Raw genomic sequence first — 23,744 nt, forward strand, 5'->3', positions numbered from 1 at the left:
GCCATGAGCCTTCGCGAAGAGATCCGGTCCGCCCTCGACGTCTCCCCCACGATCGACCCGGCCGCCGAGGTGTCGCGACGAGTCGGGTTCCTCAAGGACTATCTAAGGGTCAGCGGGACAGCCGGATTCGCGCTCGGCATCTCCGGCGGTCAGGACAGCGCGCTGGCCGGTCGTCTGTGCCAGCTGGCGGCACAGGAGTCGCGACTCGAAGGTGTCGAGGCCGAGTTCACCGCCGTGCGGTTACCCTACGGCGTGCAGGCCGATGAGTCCGATGCCCAAGTGGCCCTTAGGTTTATCGACCCAGATCGCACCATCGTCGTCAATGTCAAGGACACCTCCGATGCCGCCGCCGACGCCGTCGCGGACGCACTCGGCGAGACGCCGTCCGACTTCGTGCGCGGCAATATCAAGGCCCGGGAGCGGATGGTGGTCCAGTATGCGGTGGCCGGTCAGCACCGGCTGCTGGTGGTCGGCACCGACCACGCCGCTGAGGCCGTCACGGGCTTCTTCACCAAGTTCGGCGACGGTGGCGTCGACGTCACCCCGCTGACGGGACTCACCAAACGCCAAGGCGCACAAATTCTTTCCCACCTCGGCGCCCCACAGAGCATCTCGCACAAGGTGCCCACCGCCGACCTGGAGGATGACCGGCCGGCGCTCCCCGACGAGGTCGCGCTCGGTGTCACCTATGCGCAAATCGACGACTATCTGGAAGGCAAGGCGGTCACCGTCGAAGCTGCCGAACGCATCGAACGGTGGTATCTGCAGACCCGGCACAAGCGCACGGTGCCCGTCACCCCGTTCGACGGCTGGTGGCGTTAGGGGTTCTCCGACTCCGAGGTAGCCATCCCGGACCGCATTACTTTGACGAAGATGCGGTTGACCCCTTGCATCGCCATGCTGTACGGCCACCAAAGAGAGCGCTTGAACAGGTACAGCGCCCTGATGTCGATGGATGTGTATACCAGGTACCGGTTGTGCCGAATGCCGTACAGGATCCGGTCGGCCACCTTCTCGGGCGTGACCGCATGCCCGACGAACCGATTCATCCACTTGCTCACGTCGGGGTTGTCGCGGTCCACGCCGGCAATGTCGACGGTGCGCACCAGCGGGGTGTTGACGGCGCCCGGCACCACCACCGTGACACCGATCTTGTAGCGCGCCAGGTCGAAGCGCAGCACCTCCGAGACACCGCGTAGACCGTACTTACTGGCGCTGTAGGCGGCATGCCACGGCAGGGCCACCAACCCGGCCGCCGATGACACGTTCACGATCTGGCCGCCGTTACGTGCCTTGATCATCGCGGGCACGAAGCTCTCGATGACATGGATCGGCCCCATCAGGTTGATATCGACCACCGAGCGCCACTGCTGATGACTGAGCCTGTCCACGGATCCCCACACGGATATCCCCGCAATATTGAGCAGGACGTCCATGCTCGGGTGGGCCGCGAGGATGTCGGCGGCGAAAGCCGCCACCGCGTCATAGTCGGAGATATCGAGCGCACGGTAGGCACTGACCTTGCCCCCGGCGGACGTGATCTCTTGCACGGCGGACTCCAAACCGTCGGCCGCACGGTCGGTCAAAAACAGCTCGGCACCCTCCCGCGCCAGACGCAGCGCAGTGGCCCGCCCGATACCGCTGGCGGCTCCCGTGACGAAGCATCGCTTACCGGTGAAGTCGTATGCCATTACTGAACCGTACCGGCCGTCATTCGGGAATTTCTGCGCGGTCCAATAGCAAACGGTACCTTCGAGAGATGTCGATTGATATCACGCAATCTCGCCGAAGGTGGTTACCTTGGGCAACTACAATTGCAGTAGTACTCATGGCATCACTGGCATGCTCCGGTGGCAGGACTTCCCATAGCGAAGGCACCCAAGGCGGCGGCTACACCGCCACGCAAGCGCCCACCTATCAGCAGCCTGCGGCGGCCCCGCTTCGCGACTCGGCGCAACAGGCCCCTCAATACGGCCCGCCGACCGAGGCCAAGCGGGACATCGTCAAGACCGGATCGATGACGATCACCGTCCCCAACCCGTCCGAGGCCGCCGACAAGGCGGCCGGCCTCGCCGAATCGGCCAATGGCCGGGTGGAGAGCCGCTCGGAGGACGCCGGATCGGGATCGGGCCGCGCGCGCACCTCCATCGTGCTGCGTGTCCCCGCCGCCAAGCTCGACGGCGTTCTTCGCGATCTCAAGGAGTTGGGGAAGGTCAAATCCGCCGACACCAAGAGCGACGATGTGACCTCGCAGCGAGTCGACCTGGATGCCAGAATCGCGGCGCTGCAGACTTCCGTCGACCGGCTGCTGGTGATCATGCGTGATTCCAAGGACACCGACGCCTTGATCAAGGCCGAGAACGAGTTGTCCAAGCGGCAGGCCGACCTCGACAGCCTGCGGGCGCAGCGCAACCAGCTCGGAGATCAGGTCGCCTACAGCTCGGTCGACGTCACGTTCCTCGCCGAGGAGGTCGGCCTCCCGCCGACACCGCCCAAGTACCAAGGATTCTTCGGACAGATCGAGCGCGGCTGGGATGGGTTGGTCGCGGCGGGCGGCAGCGTGCTGCTGCTGTTCGGGCTGCTACTCCCGTGGCTTGGTGCACTCGCCGTCCTCGGCGGAATCGGCTACGGCGTTCTCCGCACAGCGCGGCCGCACCGGTCCGAGACGACTAAGCTAGCGCCCCAAAAGGCTGACACGCCATAGGGTTTCGATGATCCCGAGCGCCCGTCCGGGATCGGTGTCACGCCCGACGAACGCACTGTCACCTGACACAGTCATTGCGGTAAGCGCCACCAGCGAGCGCACCAACGCCGGCAGGTCATCCGAAATAGGTTGCGCGCCGCGTTCATTCACCTCGATCTCGGCGATCCGGAGGATCTTCTCGATAACGACGTCGGTCAGATCGTCGAGCAGCCCGGCGATCGTGGAATCGGTGATCCGCGCCTCCTGGCACGCCTTCATCAGCGGGTCACTGTGCGCGAACGACGCGGCGGCACTGCCCACCATGCGGTTGGCGAACTGCTCGGGAGTCTCGGTGTCACCACGCGGCGCGAAGTAGTGGGTTAGTTCATCGAGCTCGGCGAAGGCGTCGCCGACCATCTGCGCGAGTACCGAGTACTTGCTGTCGAAGTAGAAATAGAACCCCGACCGGCCGACTCCGGCCCGCTCGCTGATCGCGCTGACCGAGAGGTCGGCGAAGCTGTGGTTCTCGGCGATGAGCTCGGCCACGGCCGTCATGATCGCGTCACGCTGACGATCACCACGGGTCTGCGTGCCTGTGCGCGCTGGACTGGCCACCTGCCTAGTTTGCACTGAAATACGGTACGAGCAGAACTTGACACCCGTCAAGTTCTGTGTCGAGGATGGGTCAGAGCACATCGGCGTGCTCACGGCGAGCGAAGGAGCCATCCCCAATGGCGACGATCAGCAGCACCGAATACTTCATCGACCAGGCCAAACGTCGCCTGCCGACCCTCAGCACCCTGCCCGGTCTAGGTTTTGTCGAGAAACGCCTGAAGGCGTACGAGTGGAAGCAGATTCCCTTCGCCGAGCCCCCGGTGGGCAGCGATCTCAAGCCCGTCATGGGCGACTGGGGCCTACCGGTCATCGGGCACATGGTCGAGCTGTTCCGGGGCGGGCCCGATTACGTGCAGTGGATGTACCAGAACAAGGGGCCGCTCATCTGGTCTGGCTCGTCGATCCTGCGATCGGTCGCAGCGCTGGGCCCGGACGCGACACAGGAGGTCTTCACCAACAAGAACAAGGATTACTCGCAAGAGGGCTGGGTGCCGGTGATCGGGCCGTTCTTCAAGCGGGGCCTCATGCTGTTGGACTTCCAGGAACACCACAAGCACCGCCGCATCATGCAGGAGGCGTTCGTCCGCACGCGGCTGGCCGGCTATGTGGAACACATCGACAACGTCGCCAGTGCGATCGTTGCCGACCTCCCTACCAACGACTCCAGGTTCCTGTTCCACCCGGCGATGAAGGAACTGACACTCGACGTCGCGTCAGTGGTGTTCATGGGCAATGAGCCGGGTGCCGACAAGGACCGACTCAAGAGGGTGAATCAGGCATTCGTCGACACCACCCGAGCCGGCGGCGCGATACTCCGGTTCTCGGCGCGCCCGTTCAAATGGTGGCGCGGGCTGCAAGGACGCAAGGTACTCGAGGACTACTTCAGTGAGCGGGTACGGATTGCGCGCCAGAAGGATTCGGGTACCGACATGCTGACGGCACTGTGTCATGTGGTCACCGATGATGGCGAGCGGTTCACCGATGACGACATCGTCAGCCACATGATCTTCGTCATGATGGCCGCGCACGACACGTCGACATCAACGTTGACGACGATGGCGTATCACCTTGCCGCACATCCGGAATGGCAGGAGTGGGCGCGTGACGAATCTGCCCGTCTGGGCGACGGCCCGCTGGATATCGATTCCCTCGAGAAGCTCGAGACCCTCGACCTGGTGATGAACGAGGCCCTGCGCCTCGTCACACCGCTGCCGTTCAACGTCCGATCGACGGTCCGCGACACTGAGCTGCTGGGGCATTTCATCCCGAAGGACACGATGATCATGCTGTGGCCCGGCATGAATCACCGGCTACCCGAATTGTGGACGGATCCGAACACATTCGATCCCGCGCGGTTCGCCGAGCCGCGTAACGAGCACAAGCGCCATCGCTACGCATTTTCACCGTTCGGCGGCGGCGCCCACAAATGCATCGGCATGGTGTTCGGACAGCTGGAGATCAAGGCCGTCATGCACCGGCTGTTGCGCAAGCACCGGCTCGAACTCGCGCGGCCGGACTATCAGCCGCATTGGGACTACGGCGGCATGCCGGTGCCGATCGACGGCATGCCGATTGTGCTGCGCCCGCTCGCTGACCGCTTCTGACCGCGGGCGGGCACCTCACGGCGAAACGCCGCATGAAACAGAACTTGACACCCGTCAAGTTCTGCGGCAAAGATGAGCTGGAGCACATCGACGTGCCGCCGCGAGCGAAGGAGCCACGCCCAATGGCGACGATCAACAGCACCGATTACCTCATCGACCAGGCCAAACGGCGTCTCCCGACGATGAACACGCTTCCGGGGCTGGGCTACGCCGAGAATTGGCTGAACAACCGCGACTGGCCCATGACCGAGCTAGCCCCGCCGCCGCCGGGTAGTGGGTTGAAGCCGGCAATGGGCGATAAGGGTCTGCCGCTGGTCGGCCACATGATCGAGATGTTCCGCGGCGGTATCGACTGGGTGTTGGACACGTACGACAAACGCGGACCGGTGAGCTGGACCCAAACCCCGATCGGCAAGGTCGTGGTGGCGCTCGGACCCGATGCGACACAAGCAGTTTTCAGCAACCCGAACAAGGACTTTTCACAGCAGGGCTGGGTTCCGGTGATCGGCCCCTTCTTCAGCCGCGGACTGATGCTGCTGGATTTCCAGGAGCACCGTGAGCATCGGCTCATCATGCAGCAGGCGTTCCTGCGCAGCCGCCTGGCCGGGTACGTGGAGCAGATAGACAGGGTCGCAGACGATATCGTCGCCGACTGGCCGACCAATGACGGCCGGTTTCTCTTCTACCCCGCCATCAAGGAGCTGACCCTCGACATTGCATCGGTGGTCTTCATGGGTAACGAGCCCGGCGCACAACACGATCGACTCGAGAAGGTGAACAAGGCCTTCGTGGCCACCACTCGAGCCGGTGGCGCCATCTTCCGGTTCAACCTGGCACCCTTCAAGTGGTGGCAGGGCCTGGAGGGACGCAAGCTGCTCGAGGAGTATTTCACCGAGCGCGTTGCCATTGCGCGCCAGAAGGATTCGGGCGCGGACATGTTAACCGCGTTATGTCACTCCGTCACCGACGAGGGCGAGGCCTTCTCGGACAAGGACATCGTCAACCACATGATCTTCCTGATGATGGCCGCGCACGACACCACCACGTCGACCACCACCACGATGGCCTACTACCTGGCCGCCAACCCCGAATGGCAGGACCGGGTTCGCGATGAATCGGACCGTCTCGGTGACGGCCCCTTGGACATCGACTCGCTGGAGAAGTTGGAGAGCCTCGACCTGGTGATGAACGAGGCCCTGCGCCTCGTCACACCGCTGCCGTTCAATGTCCGCTCGACGGTGCGCGATACCGACCTGCTCGGGTACCACATACCCGCCAACACCATGATCAACATCTGGCCGGGCATGAACCACCACCTGCCAGAGCTGTGGACGGACCCGGAGAAGTTCGATCCCGACCGTTTCTCAGAACCGCGATCGGAGCACAAGCGTCACCGGTACGCATTCGCACCGTTCGGCGGTGGAGCACACAAATGCATCGGCATGATGTTCGGCCAGCTGGAGGTCAAGGCCATCATGCACCGCCTGCTTCGGCGCTATCGGTTTGAACTGGCAGATCCGAGCTATCAGGCCCATTGGGACTACGCAGGTATGCCGCTGCCGATCGACGGCATGCCAATCATGCTGCGTCCCTTGAAGTAAGCGAGCAACTACACGCTGAGGCGATTGGCGCAGGCGGTGACCGCCTTGAGCGATGAGGTGGTGGCATCGAGTCCTCGACCCATCGCCCAGGCGGTGCTGGTTCCGTTGGTGCCACGCACGAAGGTGAATGTCTGATCGCCGTCGTGCAGCTGGTGGAAGTTGAGGGTCTCCATCCGTATCCCCCGCTCGGACAGCATGGCGGTCAGCGCCGCTAAGGGGCCGGAGGCGGCGGCGGTCGACGACTCGATGCGCTCACCGATCGCGAGCGTCGCCTGGTAGATGCCGTCGGTCTCTGACCACTGTCCCACTCGTAGCGGACCCGCGCTTCGCTCATAGGTGTGGCAGAGCGAGGTCCAGGACATGTCGCCGGCCTCTTCGCGCAGCCCGCGCGGCAGCCGAACACCGAAGCGGGACGCGAACGGATCTGAATGCTTAGAAATTGTTGTTGGGGAGTGCATGTGCCGGTCTTTCATTCGAAATGGAAGGTGACCGACAGGTAGTAGCTTCGACCCACAGCGAGGGGTCGGTCTGGATCAGACCCCGCTGCGGGTAGCTACTACGAGAAGACGCTGCATGAGAAGCAACAGTAGACGCGGCGTCTGATTAGCGCAAATACTTTCCCAGGACCAGCATCGACCGTTCCAGCTCGGGGTCCGGCGGGTCGTCAACGAGGGTGTGCAGACGGTCGGTGATGGTGTCGCCGTCCAGGTGGGTACCGATAAGAACCAGGCGTGCACCGGAAGCTCGTCGGGGCGCCTTGTCGATACTGATGTGGTCCCCCACGGTGTGCACGGCCAGGGTCTTGTCGCCCAGCCGCACCACACCCTTGATGCGGTACACACCTACAGGCTGGCTGTCGAGAAACTCGATGAGCCGCCGCGGATGCAGTGACTGCTCCGTGGCGAACTCCACCGTCTCGTAGTGGTGGTGTGCATGATGGTCGTGGTCGTGTTCCTCACGGATCAGGTCCTCAAGCGAAAGCTGGCCGACCGGCTCCGGGCGTTCCTTCTTGTCGAACAGCAGCCGCGGATCGACGACGGCAGCGGTGGTCTCCACGATCGCCGCACGCGGGTTGCGTTCCTTGACAACGGCCCGCAAGTAGGTGCGGTCGCCTGCATCGGCGAGGTCAATCTTGTTGAGGACCACCAAGTCTGCCAAAGACAGGTGCTGAGCAATCTCCGGGTGCCGGGTGGCGACGTCCTCGTATTGGGCGGTGTCGACGACGGTGACCAGTCCCCCATAACCAATCCGGTCATCGTCAGCGGCCGCCGCGAGCACCATGCGCACCAAAGGCAACGGCTCGGCCAGCCCGCTCGCCTCGATGACGATGGCATCGATATCGCGGCCCGCAAGAGACGTCAGCATGCCGCCCAGTTCATCGGCGTCGGCGGCACAGCACAAGCACCCATTGGACATCGTCATGGTCGAGTCGATCTGGCCCGCCACCAGCATGGCGTCGATGTTGATCGCACCGAAGTCGTTGACTACCACGCCGATTCGCACGCCCATGGTGTTGCGCAACAGGTTGTTCAGCAGCGTGGTTTTACCGGCGCCCAGAAAGCCGGAGACGATGGTGACCGGGATCAAACGATGTTCTCGACACTTCTCTGCACGGTGCCAGTCTAGGTTCTGGTGACCGCCGCGCGGATATCGGCCGCCTGAACATCCACCGTCTGCGGACCGTTCCCGGTGACGAGGCCGATCCGCTTGTCCGAGAGCAGGATAAGCGACGTCGGGACGGACGCAGTCCTGACGGTGAAACCAGCCTCACGCAGGCCCTCATCCACGAAGTACTCCAGGCGCGTCGGCCCGGGCGGGATGTGCACATACCCCTGGTCGAGCATGCCGGTCTCGCCCTCTTTACCTACCGTGGTGACCTCGGCGGAGAGAAAAACGTTGTCCTCGACGCGGTACGGGGAGCCGTTCTGATCCACCCGCAGGTTCGTGGAGGTCAAGGCGATCGGCGCGTGGCAGATCAACGAGATGTACACGGCGTTCTCCCGGGCGGTGTGCAATACCTCGCCGAGCCAGGGATTCTTGTGGAAATCGACCATCGGGGCGTGCCCGCCGGGGGCGTGGATGAAATCAAAATCAGCGAAGCTAAAGCTGTCCGAAGGGTCGCGGTGCCTGCCGATCAGCTCGGGGAGCGACAGGTATGGACGCGACGGTAAGGCCTCCACCCGGCGCACCACCTCAGGGCGGAACGCGCGGACCTCCGCATCCGTCGAGGGCAGCGGTTCCGTGATCGGAAGCCTGCCCAATTGGCCTTCTAGGAGCTGCAATTCACGCTCGCGCCGCTCGACCAGGTCGGCGTGTTCGTGCCGGTACGCGTCGATATCGAAATCGGGGCTGGAGAATGCCGCCACCGAACTCGCGTAGACCTCGGTCATCCGGTCGGTCGCGTGCCACGGGATCGAGAAGCCATTGACGTCGATCTGCGGCGCGGCACCGTCCGGGGTGGCCAGCGTGAACTCGTAGTCACCCTCGAATTCGGCCAGCACTTGCGCCAGCTCGACATGGAAGAAGCCGATCGGGATCTGTGGCACAGACGGCGGTGCCAGCAGCGGTAGCGCACGCGCCGACGACAAGATAATCAGTGCACGGCGCTTGATTGTGGGGTCAGTCATTGAGGACAACGTTCCTAGTTGATCGTGGAGATAATGCCACCGTTGACGAATATGGTCTGGGCCGTCGTCCATCCCGATTCCGGCAGCACCAGCAGCCTGGCCACGGGCAGGATGTCGTCTCCACGCCCGATCTGCCCGTTGATACTCATCGACTCCAGCCAGGCGATGTTGTCATCTGATTCGGCGGGGTAGAAGAAGCTCGTCTGCAAAGGCCCGGGGGCAATACAGTTCACCGTTATCCCGCGGCCGCCAACCTCTTTTGCCAGCGACTTGGTGAAGTGTTCGACGGGCGCCTTGGATCCCGCGTACGCGCTGTAGGTCGGGGCCAGTGCACCAACCATGGTGGTGACGAAACTCAGGATCCGGCCGTTATCGGCCATCCGGCGCGCCGCCTCGCGCATCATGAAGAACACCGTCTTGGCGTTGGCGTTGAAGACCGCATCGTATTCGTCTTCGCTAATGTCCGCCAAGGGTTTCCGGACGATCATCCCTGCCGTGTTGATCAGGATGTCCCACCGTCCGAACGCCTCGAAGGCGGCGTCGGCGAGCTTGGTGCAATTCTCGGGAATCGAGAGATCGGCCTGGAAACTGACGGCATCACCGCCAGCCTCCTGAATCTGCCGGACCACCGTGTCCGCTAGTTCCCTTTTGTTGTCGCTGCGGTAGTGCACCACGACCTGAGCACCGTCGTGTGCAAGCGTCCGAGCAAGGGCCGCACCCATATTCGCCGATGCCCCGCTGATCACAGCCACCTTGCCTGCCAGCGGCCGGTCCTGCGGCCGGTACGGCTGAACCGGATCGATTGTCCCCGGGGTGTCGACCATATCCACTCCTCATTGAAATCGGCGGCAGCGCTTAGCAAGCCCGACTATAACGAGCTATGCGACGTTGCAACTAACAAAAGAATGTTGACAGCTAACAAGTGCGCCTTGTGGAACCGATATCCCCCGCCGGGAATGACCGAGATAGCGTCGGGGTTATCGATCGTTGTCACCCGAGAGGAACAGCATGCCCCAGAAAGTTGTCATCGCCGGAGGTCACGGTCAGATCGCCGCGCATCTGATCCGCCTACTGGCGGCACGCGGTGATACCGCCATCGCACTGATCCGCAATCCCGACCACGCTGCCGACGTCGAATCGTGGGGTGGGCAGCCCGTCGTACTCGATCTTGAGGCAGCCGACATACACGATGTGGCAGAGGCCCTGAGAGGCGCTGACGCCGCGGTGTTCGCAGCGGGCGCGGGACCGGGTAGCGGGCCCGCTCGTAAGGACACGGTGGACCGAGCGGCCGCGGTGCTATTCGCCGATGCTGCGGGGTATGCGGGTGCGCGCCGGTTCATTCAGATCAGTGCTTTCGGTGCAGGCGGGCCCGCACCGACCGAGGGTGACGAATCGTGGATCGCCTATGTGATCGCAAAGACGGCGGCCGAGGAAGACCTGCGCGTTCGCGACAGCCTGGACTGGACGATCCTGCGTCCCGGCTTGCTCACCGACGAGGCGCCGACAGGTTCAGTCACCTTGTCGGCCAGCACGATCGAACGCGGGCCTGTTCCCCGTGCCGAGGTTGCGGCGGTGGTCGCCCAACTACTCACGACATCGAACACAGTGCACCAGATCCTGTTTCTCACCGAGGGCAACACCCCGATCACCAGTGCGGTACGCGCGCTCTAGAGCAGCGCGAACAAGCGATCAAGCGCCCGTAGCTGCTCGTCGAATGGAGTGTCGAGCTTAATCAGAAGTGTCGAGATGCCCGCGGCGCGATAGCGTTCCAGCCGTTCACCGATCATTTCGTCGGTGCCGACGAGGTTAGTAAGGCGGCCAAGATCATCGGGCACGGCGTCACGGGCAGCATCCCGATCGCCGGCGCGCCACAATGATTCGACCGCGCGAACACCATCGCCGTAGCCGAGCCGCGTGAACGCCTCGTTGTAGAAGTTGCGTCCGGACGCTCCCATCGCGCCGATCGTGAATGCATATCCCGCAGCATGGCGCCTGACCGCCGCAGCGGCATCGGTTCCGGTATCGGCGAACTCGAGGGCCACCGGCGCCACCAGGTCGATATCACCCAGCTCCCGCCCCGCCGCCACAGCTCCGTCGCGGATGGGGCCGAGGAACACCTCGGCCAGCTCGGGGATGAAGGAATTGCCGAGCCAGCCGTCGGCAAGTTCACCGGTGAGCGCCAGGTTCGCCGGACCCATGGCCGCGTTGTAGATGGGTATATTCTGCGGTGCAACCATGGGCCGCAAGGGTTTTCCAGAGCTTCCCGGCAGTGGAAGCGTGTACACCTGGCCCTCATACTGGAGCCGCTCCCCGCGTGCGACCATCCTGACGATATCGATGGTCTCCCGCGTGGTCTGCACCGGCTTGGTGAAGCGGACGCCGTGCCACCCCTCCATCACCTGCGGGCCGGACGCCCCCACACCCAGGATGAATCGACCGCCGGAGAGCTGTTGAATGCTCAGTGCCGACGTCGCCAATAATGCCGGTGACCGCGACCCGAGCTGAACCACGAAGGTTCCCAGCCCGATGGTGTCGGTACAGGCCGCCAGGTAGGCAAGGCCGGTGAGAGCGTCATACCCCCACACCTCGGGCACCCACAGCGAGGCGACGCCCAACCGCTCTGCACGCCGCGCGAAGTCGGCGGCACCCGGCAGCCGCGGTTCGATCGTCACACCAATACGCATCCGACCCTCCATTTGCAGACGTAGGATCAGCCTATGCGATACCGCGACTGTCCGACTATCGAAGTCTCCCAACGGATGTCAGGAACGGTGACCGAGGCGTGGGCTCTCGTCACCGATATCACGCTCCCCACCGGCTGCACGGGCGAGCTCATCACCGCGAAATGGCTCGACGGAGCGGACAAGGTTGCGGTTGGCGCACGGTTCAGGGGCACCAACGGCGGAGATGGCTCCGAATGGAACACCGTCTCGGTGATCACCGAGGTCGAGCCGGAGTCCCGTTGGGTGTGGAATGTGCTGTCCGATGGCGATACCTACGCGGCCAGTTGGGGTTTCGAGGTGGAGCCCGCGAGTGACGGGGTGATCGTGCGGCAATGGGGGCGCCTCGGCCCGGGCCCGTCGGGACTGACACCGGCCATCGTGGCGATGCCCGAGAAGGAGGCTCGGATCGTGTCACGCCGACTCCAGGACTGGCGTGCCGGAATGGAAGCCAACCTCCAGGAAATCGCCGAGCGTTTGTCGCGCTAGCCGATCTCTAGCCGGTCAAATTCTCGGGTTCGGACCAGCCGATCAGCTCATCGCGGGCACGTGCAACCCGGGACCGGATGGTGCCGATCGCACAACCGCACACGTCCGCCGCCTCGGCATAAGACAGGCCGACAACCTGCGTCAGCACCAATGCCTCACGCCGGTCATCGTCGAGCGCGGCGAGAAGTGCCTTGATCTCCACCAACTCCTCGAACCGGTGCGTCGGGCGGCGCAGCGAGGCCTCCTCCAAGTCGGCCCCGTGCGCGATACGAGGCCGAGACTTCAGATGGCGAATATGGTCGGCAACTACGCGGCGCGCGATCGACAGCAGCCAGGTACGGACCGTAGAGCGTCCCGCGAACCGCGGCAGCGCACCGAGCGCCCTCAGGTACGTCTCCTGGGTGAGGTCGTCGGCAACGCCGGTATCGGCCAGGTAGGCGACGAATCGCCACACGTCGGCCTGGGTCGCCTTGACCACCGATTCCAGTGCGGATTGATCGCCGCGACCAGCGGACAACGCAAGCTCAAGCAGCTGGTCGTCATCGGTGCCGGTGGCCACGACTCCTACTCTATGTCGTAGACACTCAGCAGAAAACAGCGGGAACTCTTTGGGTGACGCATCCGACCAATATTTCGTGACATATACCGAGGAACGGTCTGAGGCTCGCGAGTCCAATCCCGATACCGTCTGGGGACGATTCGCGCCGATCGTGTTACGCCTGCACTTCTACGCCGGGCTCCTCATCGGCCCGTTCCTGCTGATCGCGGCACTGACCGGGCTCGCGTACGCGCTCGTGGGGCAGGTCGATGCCGCGGTGTACCGGCACGAACTCAAGGTTGATTCCGTCGGATCCCAGCAGCTACCGCTCTCCGATCAGGTGGCGGCGGCGACGGCGACGCAGCCCGGCGGCACGGTGACGTCGATCCGTCCGCCTGCGCTCGCCGATGACACCACGCGGATTGTCTTCGCGACCGAAGACGTGCCCATCGACTACTCGCGCACGGTGTTCGTGGACCCATACAGCGGTCAGATTCGCGGAACCTTGACCACCTACGGCGAATGGCTGCCCGTGCGAGCGTGGTTCGACGAGCTGCACCGGAACCTGCACCTGGGTTCATTCGGACGCAATTACAGCGAGCTGGCGGCCAGCTGGCTGTGGGTGGTGGCCCTCGGCGGCCTGTTCCTGTGGATCGGCTACCGCCGCCGCACCGGGCGGCTGAACAGGCTTGCGCTCCCCGACCGCGACGCCACCCCACGCCGACGCCGACTGACCTGGCACGGCGCCGTCGGGGTCTGGATAGTCATTGGACTGCTCGCGCTTTCGGTCACCGGGCTCACCTGGTCACGCTATGCGGGCACCAACATCGGCAACATCACCCAGGCGATCCGCCCGGCACTATCCACGGATCTGGATCCGGCGGCAGCCAAGCCGATGACCGGGCACGAGCATCACACTGCGGCATCGGCTTCCAGCGGCGAGCCCCTTGCGGGCGTCAACACAGTGCTACGCACGACGCGCGATGCCGGCCTACGGGGTCCGATATGGATGACACCGCCGCCGGATGCCAACACCGCGTGGCTGGTGTCCGAACGTAAGCGCGATATCCCCACACACCTGGACACCATCACGGTGAACCCGTCCAACGGCGAGATCACCGGGCGCAGCAATTTCTCCGACTGGTCGCTGCTGCAGAAGTCGACCGAATGGGCGATCGACGGCCATATGGGCATCCTGTTCGGCATCCCGAATCAGATCCTGGTGGCGCTCATCGTGATCGGGCTCATGACCGTCATCACCCGCGGCTACCTGATGTGGTGGCAGAGGCGTCCGACCAAGAGCGCGCGCGGGCCGGTACCGCCGCGGCGTGGCGGTCTGCTTGCCCTCAAACCGGTGGAGCTGGTCGCCGTCGCGGTGGTGGTCGTCGGGATTGGTTGGTTCACACCGCTACTCGGAATCTCCCTTGGGGTGTTCCTCGCGATCGATCTCGCGTGGGCATTCGTAGCGGGCCGCCTATCCTCCGCGCGAGCGCGCAACTAGTGCGCGCTCAGCGGAGACGTCAGGCGGCTGAATTGTCCGTAGAGCGCAGATGCCGCTCCCCCGAACTCACCTCGTCGAGGAACACGGCGCGATGCTGGTTCGGCGGGATACGTCCGGCGCGGTAGTCACGCAGCACCAGCAACGCGAAAATCAACCCGAGCAGCACGGGTGAATGGCTGACGATGCGCGCCAGCGTCACCTGCCCGCTGACGGCATCGTTGATGACGTATCCGGTGAGCACGAACGCGAATGCGCCCAGCACCGTTGCCATTCCGGCGGCGGCGGCGGGCCGCACACCGGCGATCACCATGGCCACGCCCAGCGCCACCACCCAGGCGGTGGATTCGTTCATGAGGTGCTCACCGGTCATCGCACCGTGGTGATGCGAGGACACCATCCCGAAGTCGATTCCGGCGACCTGCATGCCGGCCACCCCCAACTGCAGCAGCCCAATTAACACCAGCGCACATCGGTTGATGTTGTGACGCGCCCAGTGCACATAGCGGGCGGTGCGAGTGAGGGGTTCGACAGCGGCGGCGGCCAGGATCTGCCCGGTCAGGTCATGGGTCGGCGCCGAACGCGCGTAGGCGAACTGACGCTCCAGCCCGCGCGCCCTCCCCAGCCATTCCCGACAGGACGCGCAGGACAGCACATGCTCGTCCAAACGCTTGCGCGCGACGTTCGCCTGCTCACCGTCGACCCACGCCGACAGCTGTTCGCGCACTACCTGACACTCCACACCTCCATCGTCGCCTATCGCATGAAGTTGGGTGTGAACACCCCCGGATCTATACGTGCGCCCCCCAGCCGAACACGCGCGAGGTCAGCAGCACGAGGCCCAGAGACACCGCAGCCACCACCACCAGACCGATCACCGCGACCACGAGGGGACGCCAACCGCTGCGGGCGATCTCACGCAAGTTGGTGTTCAGTCCCACCCCGGCGAACGTCAGCAGAAACGCCCACTTGGAGACGTTTACGAGGTTGTTGACTTGGCCTTTGGTCAGCCATCCCAGGGTGACGACGGTGGACACTGCCAGGAAGCCCAGCACAAACTTCGGGAACTTGTCCCATACGAACGCGGCCTTGGCCTTGATACCGGGCGCGAGCGTGTCCGCCTCGCCGCGGGCGGCCCAATACAGCGCGAACCCGAGCACCACGAATCCGATGAGCGCATTGCGCGTGGACTTGACGACCGTCGCGATGTCACCGGCATGCTCGGAGTAGAGACGTCCGGTGGCGACGGTCTCGGCGGTGTTGTCGACGGCCAGACCGGCCCACAGACCGAACTCGTAGTCGGTCAGGCCGAGCCCGTGGCCGATCGCCGGCAGGGTGAACAGCGCCACCGCACCGAGCGCGAGGATCGACGCGATGGCATAGCTGACCTCCGAGTTGCGCGCCCGGATGGCACCCTTGGCCGCGATGATCGCCGATACCCCGCAGATCGAGGTGCCGATCGCCAACAACGAGCCCAGCTTTCCGCTGAGACCAAACCACTTGGCCGCCAACAAGATGATGGCGCCGGCCACCGTCATATCGATCACGATCTGCACCAGGCTGGTGCCGCCCAGTTTGAGGACATCGCCCAAGACGAATCGAGCGCCGAGGGCCACGATGCCGATCTTGAGCCAGAACTCGTACGTCTGCACCCCGGGGCGGAAGATGCGGTGCAGCCCGATCGTGTTGGTGATCAACAGGCCGATCACGATGGCCCACAACACATATTCGATATCGGGGACGGTCCAGTGCTGCGCCTTGGCTAGGTCCTTCCACCAGATCTGCGCGTACTTGCCCAGCAGACCCACGCCGATGAGCAGCAGGATGCCGGGTACGTAGTCGAGCGGACGTGTGGAGGTGAAGCTCGCCTCGGGGTTTTCGTACGCCTCGTCGGCGGTCTGTGTAGTTGTCATCGGGTCACCACGGAATCTTGGGCAGCACGTTGGCCACCGCGAGTAGGGCGATCACACCGGCGATGATGGTTGCCCACCAGTCGACGCCGATGCGCGCGATGAGAGAGGTTGTGCGCTGGTCCTCGGCAGGTGCCGAAGCGCCGGACTGTTCGTCGGTCACGGACCGGAATCCTCGTGGGGCACCACCGGGCTCGCAAGACATCCGCTCGCATTGAGTCGAGCACTGCTCCCCTTTGTCGCCGTCGAGCCTGCGCTCAGCGCATCATTTCGGCCAATAGTGCTTTCTCAGCGCAGTCCCGATTCAGACTTGACAGTGTGTCAAGTACAGTCGACGACGCCGCAGACAACGCCGTCGAAAGGTCCTCGTTCGTGTACCCAGGTACCCACGCTTCGCAGTTCCCCGACAAGCCCGCCGTCGTGATGGCAGATTCCGGGACCACGCTCACGTACGGTCAGCTGGACGAGCAGTCGCGCCGACTGGCCCGTTTCTGGCATGACGCAGGGCTACGCAAGGGCGATCACGTCGCGATGATGAGCGACAACGTTCCCGAGGTGTTCGTCGCGTACTGGGCCGCACTGCGTTCCGGGCTATACATAACGATGGTCAACCACCATCTCGCCCCCGCGGAGATCAGCTACATCGTCAACGACTCCGGGTCCGCGGCACTTGTCGTTGCCGCAGGCGTGCGCGAACAGGCCGAGGCGATCCTCAACGACATCCCCGCGGTCAAGGTGCGCCTCTCTCTCGGCGGCGAAGTGGCCGGGTACGACTCGTATGAAGACGCAGTCGGTAACACCTCGGCCGACCCGCTCCCCTCCCAGCCCGCCGGCACAGACATGCTGTACTCCTCGGGAACTACCGGCCGCCCCAAGGGAATCAAGATTCCGCTACCCGATCGACAGATCGACGAACCGGGTAACCCGCTGATGGTATTCGCCCATCTGTACGGCTTCGACGCCGACACTGTGTATCTGTCGCCCGCACCCACCTATCACGCAGCGCCGCTACGTTTCTCCGGCGTCGTGCAATCGATGGGCGGCACCGTGGTGGTGATGGATCGCTTCGACGCCGAGAGCAGCCTGGCCGCGATCGAGAAGCATCGGATCACCCACAGCCAGTGGGTGCCGACGATGTTCGTGCGGATGCTCAAGCTGTCCAAGGAAATACGGGACCGGTATGACGTGTCCACACTGAAGGTGGCCATCCACGCCGCCGCCCCGTGCCCGATCGAGGTCAAGCGTTCGATGATCGACTGGTGGGGGCCGATCCTGTACGAGTACTACTCCTCCACCGAAGGCAATGGCGTCACCTTCATCGACAGCGCGAACTGGCTCAAGCGGCCGGGCTCGGTCGGCAGCCCGGCACTCGGCGTTCTGCATATCTGTGACGAAGAGGGTGTCGAGCTACCCGTGGGCGAGGCCGGACTGGTGTACTTCGAGCGAGACGAGTTGCCGTTCGCTTACCACAATGATAGCGAAAAGACGCGTAGCGCTTGCCATCCCGCGCATGACACCTGGACAACGACGGGCGATATCGGATACGTCGACGAGGACGGCTTCTTGTTTCTCACCGACCGCAAGGCGTTCATGATCATCTCCGGGGGCGTGAACATCTACCCCCAGGAGATCGAGAACGCCCTGGCGCTGCACCCCTCGGTATTGGATGTCGCCGTCATCGGTGTGCCCGACGCCGAGATGGGGGAATCGGTCAAGGCAGTGGTGCAGCCGGCCGATCCGTCGGCTGATCAGGAAACGCTCGCCGCGGAGCTCACCGACTACCTGCGCGAGCGGATCGCCCGGTACAAGGTGCCCCGTAGCTTCGACTTCACCGATACCCTTCCGCGCACTCCCACCGGTAAGCTGGCCAAAGGACTGGTACGCCAAAAGTATTGGGAGGGGGCGCGATGAGGACGGTGGCTGTGATCTGCGTTGCCGCGGGGTTGCTGGCAGGATGCTCAACACCCGCAACTCAAGACGGACCCTCGAGCCCGTCGGCTACGACCGCTGTGACGGTTCAACCGGGCGTCATGCCCAATCTGGTCGGAATGCAATGGACCGACGTAAACCCCATTCTGCGCAAGCTGGGCCGGATCAACGTCAAAACCAATGAGGTTCCGGTGGACGACCCCAACCAGAAGAGCCGCACCGTGTCGCAGGATCCCCCTGCCGGAACACACCTCGAACCGGGCGCCAAGATCACGCTGACCTTCGGGATCTAACGGCGCGCAGGCTCAGTCGAGTATCGCCGGGGGCAGGCTCTTTTTGAGCAAGTCGATGATCCAGTCCGGCGAGATGTCGTCGTCGATCAAACCCTCGATGGCAATCCCCTTGGCCAGAGCCAGAATTGCGCGAGCCAGCACATCCGGCTGCACGGGCAGCGCGACCCCGCTCTCCGCCTCGAGATGTCCGAGCAGAGCGGCGAGGGCCTGCCTGGCCATTTGATCCCTGGCCGCAAGCTGCTGGCGCAGTTCCGGGTTGGCCCGTGCAGACAGCGCGACTTCGGATTTGAGCAGGGCCCAGCGCCGGTCCCCCATCGACTTCGTCAGCCAGGTCTCAAAGCGAGTGAACCGCTCGCGGGGAGCATCGGTCGCCGCGGCAATGATCTCCTGGAATTGCTCTTCGGTGTGGCTGTCCAGAACGGCAAGCGCCAGATCTTCCTTGCTCTTGAAGTTCGAGTACAGGGCACCCCTGCTGAACCCCGCCGCCTCAGCCACCTGATCGGTGGATGTCGCCGCGTAGCCATGCTGCAGGTACAGGTGCGTCGCTGACTCGATCAGCTTGGCACGGGTGCGCTCCTGCGACTCCGTTCGGCTGAGGCGTTTCGGCACCAGGTCAATGTACCGAGCCCCGCACGACCAGCAGGGCCAACACCAGCTCTTGACACGGCCCGACGACCTTGCAATGCTCACCGCATTCAAATACTGACTGTATTTGAATACATACTGCTCACTCACTGAGGAGGGTCATGAGCACATACCTCGAACGTCCGATCGCCGGTTCGCGGATCGTCATCACCGGCGCTACCAATGGCATTGGCAAGGAGATCGCCCGCGTTCTCGTCCGGCGCGGCGCCCTGTTGACGCTGCTGGCCCGGGACCCCGATAAGGCGGCCGAGACCGTCCACGAACTCGCTGCCGAAAACTCGGCACTGTCGGCGCCCGAGTACATACAGGCCGATCTCGCCGACCTCGATTCGGTCCGGGCCGCAGCCGCGGAGATTGTCAGAACGCACCCCCGGATAGACACCCTGGTGAACAACGCAGGCATTCACTCCATGTCGAGCAAGCCCAGCGCCGACGGGTACGACCTGATGACCGCGACCAACCACCTCGGGCCGTTCCTACTGACCAATCTGCTGCTCAACCCGATCACGGCCGCGGACCGGGCACGAATCGTCATCACCGCGTCTGAAGCGCACCGCTCATGGCCACGCATCAACATGGACCGATTCGCAGAGCCCCGCCGATACAACGCGATCGGCTCGGAGATCATGTACGGGCAGTCAAAGCTGATGAACATCCTCTTCACCCAGGAGCTCGCGCGACGCCTCGACAGCACGGGAGTCACGGTCAATTGCTTCTGTCCCGGCATGGTGTCGACCGGGCTGGTACGAGACAGCCGCATCCTCACCACCGCCGCGGGTCTGGCCTCGCGCACACCCTTCGTGCGGCGGCCCGATCAAGGAGCTCGGATGGGCATCCGATTGGTCCTCGACGAAGACCTCGCCACGACCACTGGGCAGTTCTTCACCTCCACTCCCGGTCTCGGGGTACTACCTGCCGTGCGAATCCGATCGGATCAAGAGGCCCAACAGGAACTGTGGCGGCGTTCAGGTGAGCTGGTGAATCTGTAAGTCTTCGGGTACAGAGATGACATGCGACTGTGGTCACTGCACCCGGGGAACCTCGATGCCAAGGGGCTCGTTGCGTGCTGGCGGGAAACACTGCTGGCGCAGAAAGTGCTGCAGGGGCGCACGCGCGGATACCGCAATCACCCGCAGCTGGACCGGTTCAAAACATTGGAACAGCCGCTCGACGGAATCGGCGCATACCTGACCGGCCTGGCCGACGAGGCCGACCATCGCGGTTACCGGTTCAACCGGGACCTCATCGGGGTGCCGGCTTCCGTACTCGAACCCTGGATCGATGTTCACCGCGGGCAACTGGCGTATGAGCGATGGCTTCTGGACGCCAAGCTGGCGCAACGAGATTCCGTACCCGGATCGGCTGACAGGGCATTGAGGTTGCGGCCGCATCCGATCTTCCGGGTGATACCCGGCGAGATCGAAAGCTGGGAGAAAATACTGCCCTCGTATCCCACGGCATAGGCGCCGTCACTGCCCGGAAAGCTTGGCCGCATAGAGCGCAAGCTCGTCGCCCACATTGGTGATCGTCTCAGCGCCAACGGTTTCCATCGCAGCGTCGAATTTGTCTCGGACCTCCTCGATGGTGAGCTGCGCCGAGGTCACTCCGAGCGCCTCACCGAGGAATACCCGCGCGAAGCGCCCGCCACCGGCACTGAAACTGACACCGGAACATGGCACATCTTCGGATACCAGGAACGCCGCGACCGGTGCCACCGAGGCGGCCGGGAAGGTGTCACGCAACCAGCTCAGTGCGGGCTCGGGCATGTTTTCCACCATCCGTGTGAACCCGACGGGAAGCAGCGCATTCACCTTGATGCCATAGGCAGGTCCGGCAAGCCCCAGGTTGGTTGTCATGCCGATCATTCCGGCCTTGGCGGTCGGATAGGTGCAAGCCTCCCCCTGCCCGAACATGCTGCCGGATGAGATGTTCAGGATCCGTCCGTATCCCTGGTCGACCATCGTCTTCCACGCCGGGCGCAGCACATTGAATGGCCCGAGCAGTTGTACGCCGAGCACGGTATCCACGTCTTCGTCGGTGAGTTCGGCGAATGTCTTTATCGGCCCGACGATTCCGGCGTTGTTGATGACGATGTCCACCCGTCCCCACACGTCCAGTGCGGTACCGACGATGGCGCGTCCACCGTCTCCCGTCGCGACCGTGTGGGTGTCGGCGATCGCCTCACCACCGAGGGCCGTGATTTCGTCGACCACGGAATTGGCCGGGGAATCGGAGCTGCCCGTGCCGAGAAGCTCATCGGGCGATCCGATGTCGTTGACGACGACCTTGGCGCCGCGGCGGGCGAGCAGCAGCGCGTATTCGCGCCCGAGCCCACCTCCCGCACCGGTGACGATCGCTACCCGCCCGTCGAATCGAATGTCGTTCATTGGCTGCTCCCATTGCTTCGATGACTTCATGTGCGAATCGCTGCACCCGTTGGCGGCGTTCGTCGGGGCACCGCTGTCACGAACCACTCGGGGTGAACATCGTGCGCCGTCGTCGGCATGGAGCGGGCGGGAAGCGTGCGGTCCACGACGTACCGGACGTCTGGTCGACCAGGGAACCCGCAGCAAGGACGGCCCCAAACATGCACGCCTCCATCCGGATTCACCTCGACACTGAGTCGAATCCTCGCCTCCCCAGATACGTTATCCGAAATAACGCATATGGCGCAAGAGTGACCCACTGACCGGGACATGACCGAGAAGCCCACTCACTAGTGCCCGGCTATGAGCGACAAACGCGCCTCACTGGTCGGGGCTGTCGCTCGTAGCCGGGCACCTCGATGTGCGTTCTCCACCGCACTCGCAGCGTGGGGGTCAGGGGTTCGAATCCCCTTAGCCCTCGCCCGATCGAATCGCGCGCGCCACGGCGTCCAAGGCCATCAACCGCACCACATCGACATGAGCGGGTACCTGCCCCGTCGCGGCGGCGACGAAGGCATCTCCGTCAAATCGTGTGTGCGGTGGTGTGATTGCCCGGGATAGCCCGTCGTGCGCACCCTGGCTGACGATATGGCAGCCCACCTTGTCCAGCTGCGCGTTGGTGATGACGACACCGATCGTGGTGTGCTGACGCGAATCGCCGAAACCGAAAACCTCGGACAATGCCGCCACCGGATCCAGCGACACGTCCTCGCCACCCTGGTCGATATCGCCGTAGGCGTTGACGGCCACCAACGCGCCGACGATCACCCCCTGGGCAGCTACCTCGGCATAACGAATACCGCCATGCCGCCGTCCGTCCGGGCCTCGCCAGTGTGAGGTGTAGGCGCCGGTACCCGCGCCAACTCGTCCGACCTCGAAGTGCTGCCCGTCGACCGATGCACGTGCCGCCGCGTATCCGTCCTCTGCCGTCGGCCGGACCGAGGCTTCTCCCACCGCCAGATCGAAGAGGGCGAGCGCGGGGATCACCGGGACCAGTCCGCCCGGTGTCGGTACTCCCCTGCCCGACTCCTCGAAGAACCGCATGGCGCCGTCGGCAGACGCGAGCCCGAATGCGGAGCCGCCGGTCAGCACCACCGCGTCGATCGCGACGACAGACTTGTCCGGAGCCAAAGCGGCGAGCTCGCGCGAGGCGGGCGCGCCACCGCGCACCTCACACGAGGCGCAGGTGCCCGGCGGTAGGGAAACGACGGTGCAGCCGGTCTCCGCGGCCTCGTTGGTCCAGTGCCCAACGCCGACCCCGGGGATGCCGATGCTTCGCGTGTTTCCCATACGGGCCAACGGTACTCAGACCCTGCCCCTAGAGAGACAGCGCATCCACGAGTGCAGGCAGAGCAGTGGCCGCGGTGGCCCGCCAGACGAGATCGGCGCGGTCGGACAGGTCCGTCTCATGCGGGTTGATCTCGACAACCGTTGCCCCGCGACTCAATGCCAGTTGCGGGAGTCCGGCAGCCGGGTACACGATGCCGGAGGTTCCGATGAGCAGCATCAGCTCGCAGTTCTGCGCATGCGCGACGGCATGACCGAATTCAACCTCGGGCAGCATCTCGCCGAACCACACGATGCTGGGACGAACCTTTCCGCCACAGTCGCACTCGGGCGGCGCCACCCGCTCGGACTCGGGGGCGGCGACCGTCACGTCGTACCCGGTTTCGCAGGTATCGCAGTGCGATTTGAGCAGGCTGCCGTGGACGTGCACGACCTCGGCGCTGCCAGCGCGTTCGTGAAGGTCATCGACGTTCTGGGTGACGATCCGAATGTCGCGGTGAGATCCCCACTGCGCCAACGCACGATGACCGTTGTTCGGCTGTACCGCAATCAGCTGGATGCGCCGATTCTGGTACCACGCCCACACCAGACCCGGATCCTCGTTCCAGGCCTCCGGCGTCGCCAGCGTCATCGGGTCATACTTCGACCACAGTCCCGTCTGGGCATCGCGGAAGGTGGGCAACCCGCTCTCGGCGGACATACCGGCGCCCGTGAGCACCGTGACGGTGCGCGCCTTCGATGCGGCGGCAACAAGCTCGTCGGGTACCTGTGTCACACCGTCTTTCTTACTACGGACTACGGACTTCCAAGGGTTCGCATCGCTGTCCGGGCCGCCAGGCTGATCTTGATAGGAAACGCAGCCGAACAGTCAGCAGGAGA

At 64.0% G+C, this 23,744-nt stretch carries 26 protein-coding genes and 1 tRNA gene; 12 read left to right on the top strand and 15 right to left on the bottom strand.

Annotation, left to right across the window (positions count from 1 at the left end; all coding sequences use genetic code 11):
• Window positions 1–3: 3 nt before the first annotated feature.
• A complete protein-coding gene (gene nadE / locus AB0H22_RS00940) occupies window positions 4–822 on the top strand; it encodes an ammonia-dependent NAD(+) synthetase (protein ID WP_180748302.1) in 819 nt (272 codons plus the stop codon).
• On the opposite strand, the gene AB0H22_RS00945 is transcribed toward nadE, so the two are convergent.
• Window positions 819–1,691: an SDR family oxidoreductase gene (locus AB0H22_RS00945; protein ID WP_180748303.1), complete on the bottom strand. Its 873-nt coding sequence runs from the start codon at window positions 1,689–1,691 to the stop codon at window positions 819–821. The two genes, nadE and AB0H22_RS00945, sit on opposite strands and share 4 nt — an antisense overlap.
• Window positions 1,692–1,828: 137 nt before the next feature.
• Between AB0H22_RS00945 and AB0H22_RS00950 the strand changes: the two genes are divergently transcribed.
• Window positions 1,829–2,704 carry a DUF4349 domain-containing protein gene (locus tag AB0H22_RS00950; RefSeq protein WP_358144189.1) on the top strand — a complete coding sequence of 292 codons (876 nt, stop codon included), beginning with the start codon at window positions 1,829–1,831 and terminating at the stop codon, window positions 2,702–2,704.
• Here the strand turns inward: AB0H22_RS00950 and AB0H22_RS00955 are convergent.
• Entirely contained in the window at window positions 2,675–3,298 is a 624-nt protein-coding gene (locus tag AB0H22_RS00955) for a TetR/AcrR family transcriptional regulator (RefSeq protein WP_180748305.1), read from the bottom strand. The two genes, AB0H22_RS00950 and AB0H22_RS00955, sit on opposite strands and share 30 nt — an antisense overlap.
• 116 nt (window positions 3,299–3,414) lie before the next feature.
• Between AB0H22_RS00955 and AB0H22_RS00960 the strand changes: the two genes are divergently transcribed.
• Together AB0H22_RS00960 and AB0H22_RS00965 are read left to right on the top strand one after the other, a co-directional pair.
• On the top strand, window positions 3,415–4,902 hold the full coding sequence (locus AB0H22_RS00960) for a cytochrome P450 (RefSeq protein ID WP_358144191.1): 1,488 nt from the start codon (window positions 3,415–3,417) through the stop codon (window positions 4,900–4,902).
• 122 nt (window positions 4,903–5,024) lie between these two features.
• Window positions 5,025–6,503 carry a cytochrome P450 gene (locus tag AB0H22_RS00965; protein WP_358145977.1) on the top strand — a complete coding sequence of 493 codons (1,479 nt, stop codon included), beginning with the start codon at window positions 5,025–5,027 and terminating at the stop codon, window positions 6,501–6,503.
• An 8-nt stretch (window positions 6,504–6,511) separates the two neighbouring features.
• Here the strand turns inward: AB0H22_RS00965 and AB0H22_RS00970 are convergent, their stop codons facing one another.
• From AB0H22_RS00970 to AB0H22_RS00985, 4 genes are all read right to left on the bottom strand, one after another.
• Window positions 6,512–6,961 (bottom strand): hypothetical protein, encoded by a 450-nt coding sequence (locus AB0H22_RS00970; protein WP_358144194.1) that lies wholly within the window; start codon window positions 6,959–6,961, stop codon window positions 6,512–6,514.
• Window positions 6,962–7,106: 145 nt separating this feature from the next.
• Window positions 7,107–8,090, bottom strand: coding sequence for a CobW family GTP-binding protein (locus tag AB0H22_RS00975; protein WP_358144196.1), 984 nt, complete (start codon window positions 8,088–8,090; stop codon window positions 7,107–7,109).
• A 35-nt stretch (window positions 8,091–8,125) separates the two neighbouring features.
• The gene (locus AB0H22_RS00980; RefSeq protein ID WP_358144199.1) at window positions 8,126–9,130 is read right to left on the bottom strand and encodes a hypothetical protein; all 1,005 of its coding nucleotides are present in this window, start codon (window positions 9,128–9,130) and stop codon (window positions 8,126–8,128) included.
• Between the two features lie 14 nt (window positions 9,131–9,144).
• The gene (locus tag AB0H22_RS00985) at window positions 9,145–9,954 is read right to left on the bottom strand and encodes an SDR family oxidoreductase (RefSeq protein WP_180748309.1); all 810 of its coding nucleotides are present in this window, start codon (window positions 9,952–9,954) and stop codon (window positions 9,145–9,147) included.
• A gap of 184 nt (window positions 9,955–10,138) precedes the next feature.
• Between AB0H22_RS00985 and AB0H22_RS00990 the strand changes: the two genes are divergently transcribed.
• Complete coding sequence (locus tag AB0H22_RS00990; RefSeq protein WP_358144201.1) at window positions 10,139–10,801, top strand: NAD(P)H-binding protein; 663 nt, start codon at window positions 10,139–10,141, stop codon at window positions 10,799–10,801.
• Here the strand turns inward: AB0H22_RS00990 and AB0H22_RS00995 are convergent.
• Window positions 10,798–11,814, bottom strand: a complete 1,017-nt coding sequence (locus AB0H22_RS00995; RefSeq protein ID WP_358144203.1) for an LLM class flavin-dependent oxidoreductase — start codon at window positions 11,812–11,814, stop codon at window positions 10,798–10,800. The genes AB0H22_RS00990 and AB0H22_RS00995 overlap by 4 nt on opposite strands.
• Before the next feature lie 33 nt (window positions 11,815–11,847).
• On the opposite strand from AB0H22_RS00995, the gene AB0H22_RS01000 reads away from it, so the two are divergent.
• The gene (locus AB0H22_RS01000) at window positions 11,848–12,339 is read left to right on the top strand and encodes an SRPBCC family protein (protein WP_358144206.1); all 492 of its coding nucleotides are present in this window, start codon (window positions 11,848–11,850) and stop codon (window positions 12,337–12,339) included.
• Between the two features lie 7 nt (window positions 12,340–12,346).
• On the opposite strand, the gene sigC is transcribed toward AB0H22_RS01000, so the two are convergent.
• Window positions 12,347–12,898: an RNA polymerase sigma factor SigC gene (sigC, locus tag AB0H22_RS01005; protein WP_180748313.1), complete on the bottom strand. Its 552-nt coding sequence runs from the start codon at window positions 12,896–12,898 to the stop codon at window positions 12,347–12,349.
• 76 nt (window positions 12,899–12,974) lie between these two features.
• Here sigC and AB0H22_RS01010 point away from each other — a divergent pair, with 76 nt between their 5' ends.
• A complete protein-coding gene (locus tag AB0H22_RS01010) occupies window positions 12,975–14,378 on the top strand; it encodes a PepSY domain-containing protein (protein ID WP_358144209.1) in 1,404 nt (467 codons plus the stop codon).
• Between the two features lie 19 nt (window positions 14,379–14,397).
• Here AB0H22_RS01010 and AB0H22_RS01015 read toward each other — a convergent pair whose 3' ends face one another.
• The 3 genes from AB0H22_RS01015 to AB0H22_RS01025 are packed head-to-tail and all read right to left on the bottom strand — an operon-like array spanning window position 14,398 to window position 16,448.
• Entirely contained in the window at window positions 14,398–15,117 is a 720-nt protein-coding gene (locus tag AB0H22_RS01015; RefSeq protein WP_180748315.1) for a DUF2275 domain-containing protein, read from the bottom strand.
• A 49-nt stretch (window positions 15,118–15,166) separates the two neighbouring features.
• Entirely contained in the window at window positions 15,167–16,288 is a 1,122-nt protein-coding gene (locus AB0H22_RS01020; RefSeq protein WP_358144212.1) for a YeiH family protein, read from the bottom strand.
• A 4-nt stretch (window positions 16,289–16,292) separates the two neighbouring features.
• A complete protein-coding gene (locus tag AB0H22_RS01025; RefSeq protein WP_180748317.1) occupies window positions 16,293–16,448 on the bottom strand; it encodes a hypothetical protein in 156 nt (51 codons plus the stop codon).
• A gap of 209 nt (window positions 16,449–16,657) precedes the next feature.
• Between AB0H22_RS01025 and AB0H22_RS01030 the strand changes: the two genes are divergently transcribed.
• Both AB0H22_RS01030 and AB0H22_RS01035 read left to right on the top strand, forming a co-directional pair.
• The gene (locus AB0H22_RS01030; protein ID WP_358145979.1) at window positions 16,658–18,196 is read left to right on the top strand and encodes an acyl-CoA synthetase; all 1,539 of its coding nucleotides are present in this window, start codon (window positions 16,658–16,660) and stop codon (window positions 18,194–18,196) included.
• Window positions 18,197–18,315: 119 nt separating this feature from the next.
• Window positions 18,316–18,507 carry a PASTA domain-containing protein gene (locus AB0H22_RS01035; RefSeq protein ID WP_180749671.1) on the top strand — a complete coding sequence of 64 codons (192 nt, stop codon included), beginning with the start codon at window positions 18,316–18,318 and terminating at the stop codon, window positions 18,505–18,507.
• Window positions 18,508–18,519: 12 nt separating this feature from the next.
• Here AB0H22_RS01035 and AB0H22_RS01040 read toward each other — a convergent pair whose 3' ends face one another.
• Window positions 18,520–19,116 (bottom strand): TetR/AcrR family transcriptional regulator, encoded by a 597-nt coding sequence (locus AB0H22_RS01040; RefSeq protein WP_180748318.1) that lies wholly within the window; start codon window positions 19,114–19,116, stop codon window positions 18,520–18,522.
• A 137-nt stretch (window positions 19,117–19,253) separates the two neighbouring features.
• Between AB0H22_RS01040 and AB0H22_RS01045 the strand changes: the two genes are divergently transcribed.
• Complete coding sequence (locus AB0H22_RS01045; RefSeq protein ID WP_180748319.1) at window positions 19,254–20,141, top strand: SDR family NAD(P)-dependent oxidoreductase; 888 nt, start codon at window positions 19,254–19,256, stop codon at window positions 20,139–20,141.
• A 21-nt stretch (window positions 20,142–20,162) separates the two neighbouring features.
• On the top strand, window positions 20,163–20,615 hold the full coding sequence (locus tag AB0H22_RS01050; RefSeq protein WP_180748320.1) for a pyrimidine dimer DNA glycosylase/endonuclease V: 453 nt from the start codon (window positions 20,163–20,165) through the stop codon (window positions 20,613–20,615).
• Window positions 20,616–20,621: 6 nt separating this feature from the next.
• Here the strand turns inward: AB0H22_RS01050 and AB0H22_RS01055 are convergent, their stop codons facing one another.
• Complete coding sequence (locus AB0H22_RS01055; protein ID WP_358144216.1) at window positions 20,622–21,539, bottom strand: SDR family NAD(P)-dependent oxidoreductase; 918 nt, start codon at window positions 21,537–21,539, stop codon at window positions 20,622–20,624.
• A 369-nt stretch (window positions 21,540–21,908) separates the two neighbouring features.
• Between AB0H22_RS01055 and AB0H22_RS01060 the strand changes: the two genes are divergently transcribed.
• Window positions 21,909–21,998, top strand: a tRNA-Ala gene (locus AB0H22_RS01060).
• Here the strand turns inward: AB0H22_RS01060 and AB0H22_RS01065 are convergent.
• Entirely contained in the window at window positions 21,990–22,868 is an 879-nt protein-coding gene (locus tag AB0H22_RS01065; RefSeq protein ID WP_358144219.1) for a P1 family peptidase, read from the bottom strand. The two genes, AB0H22_RS01060 and AB0H22_RS01065, sit on opposite strands and share 9 nt — an antisense overlap.
• Before the next feature lie 28 nt (window positions 22,869–22,896).
• Complete coding sequence (locus AB0H22_RS01070) at window positions 22,897–23,640, bottom strand: NAD-dependent deacylase (protein WP_358144221.1); 744 nt, start codon at window positions 23,638–23,640, stop codon at window positions 22,897–22,899.
• Window positions 23,641–23,744: the final 104 nt, after the last annotated feature.

It is taken from the genome of Mycobacterium sp. NPDC050853, assembly GCF_040653875.1.
GTDB lineage: Bacteria > Actinomycetota > Actinomycetes > Mycobacteriales > Mycobacteriaceae > Mycobacterium.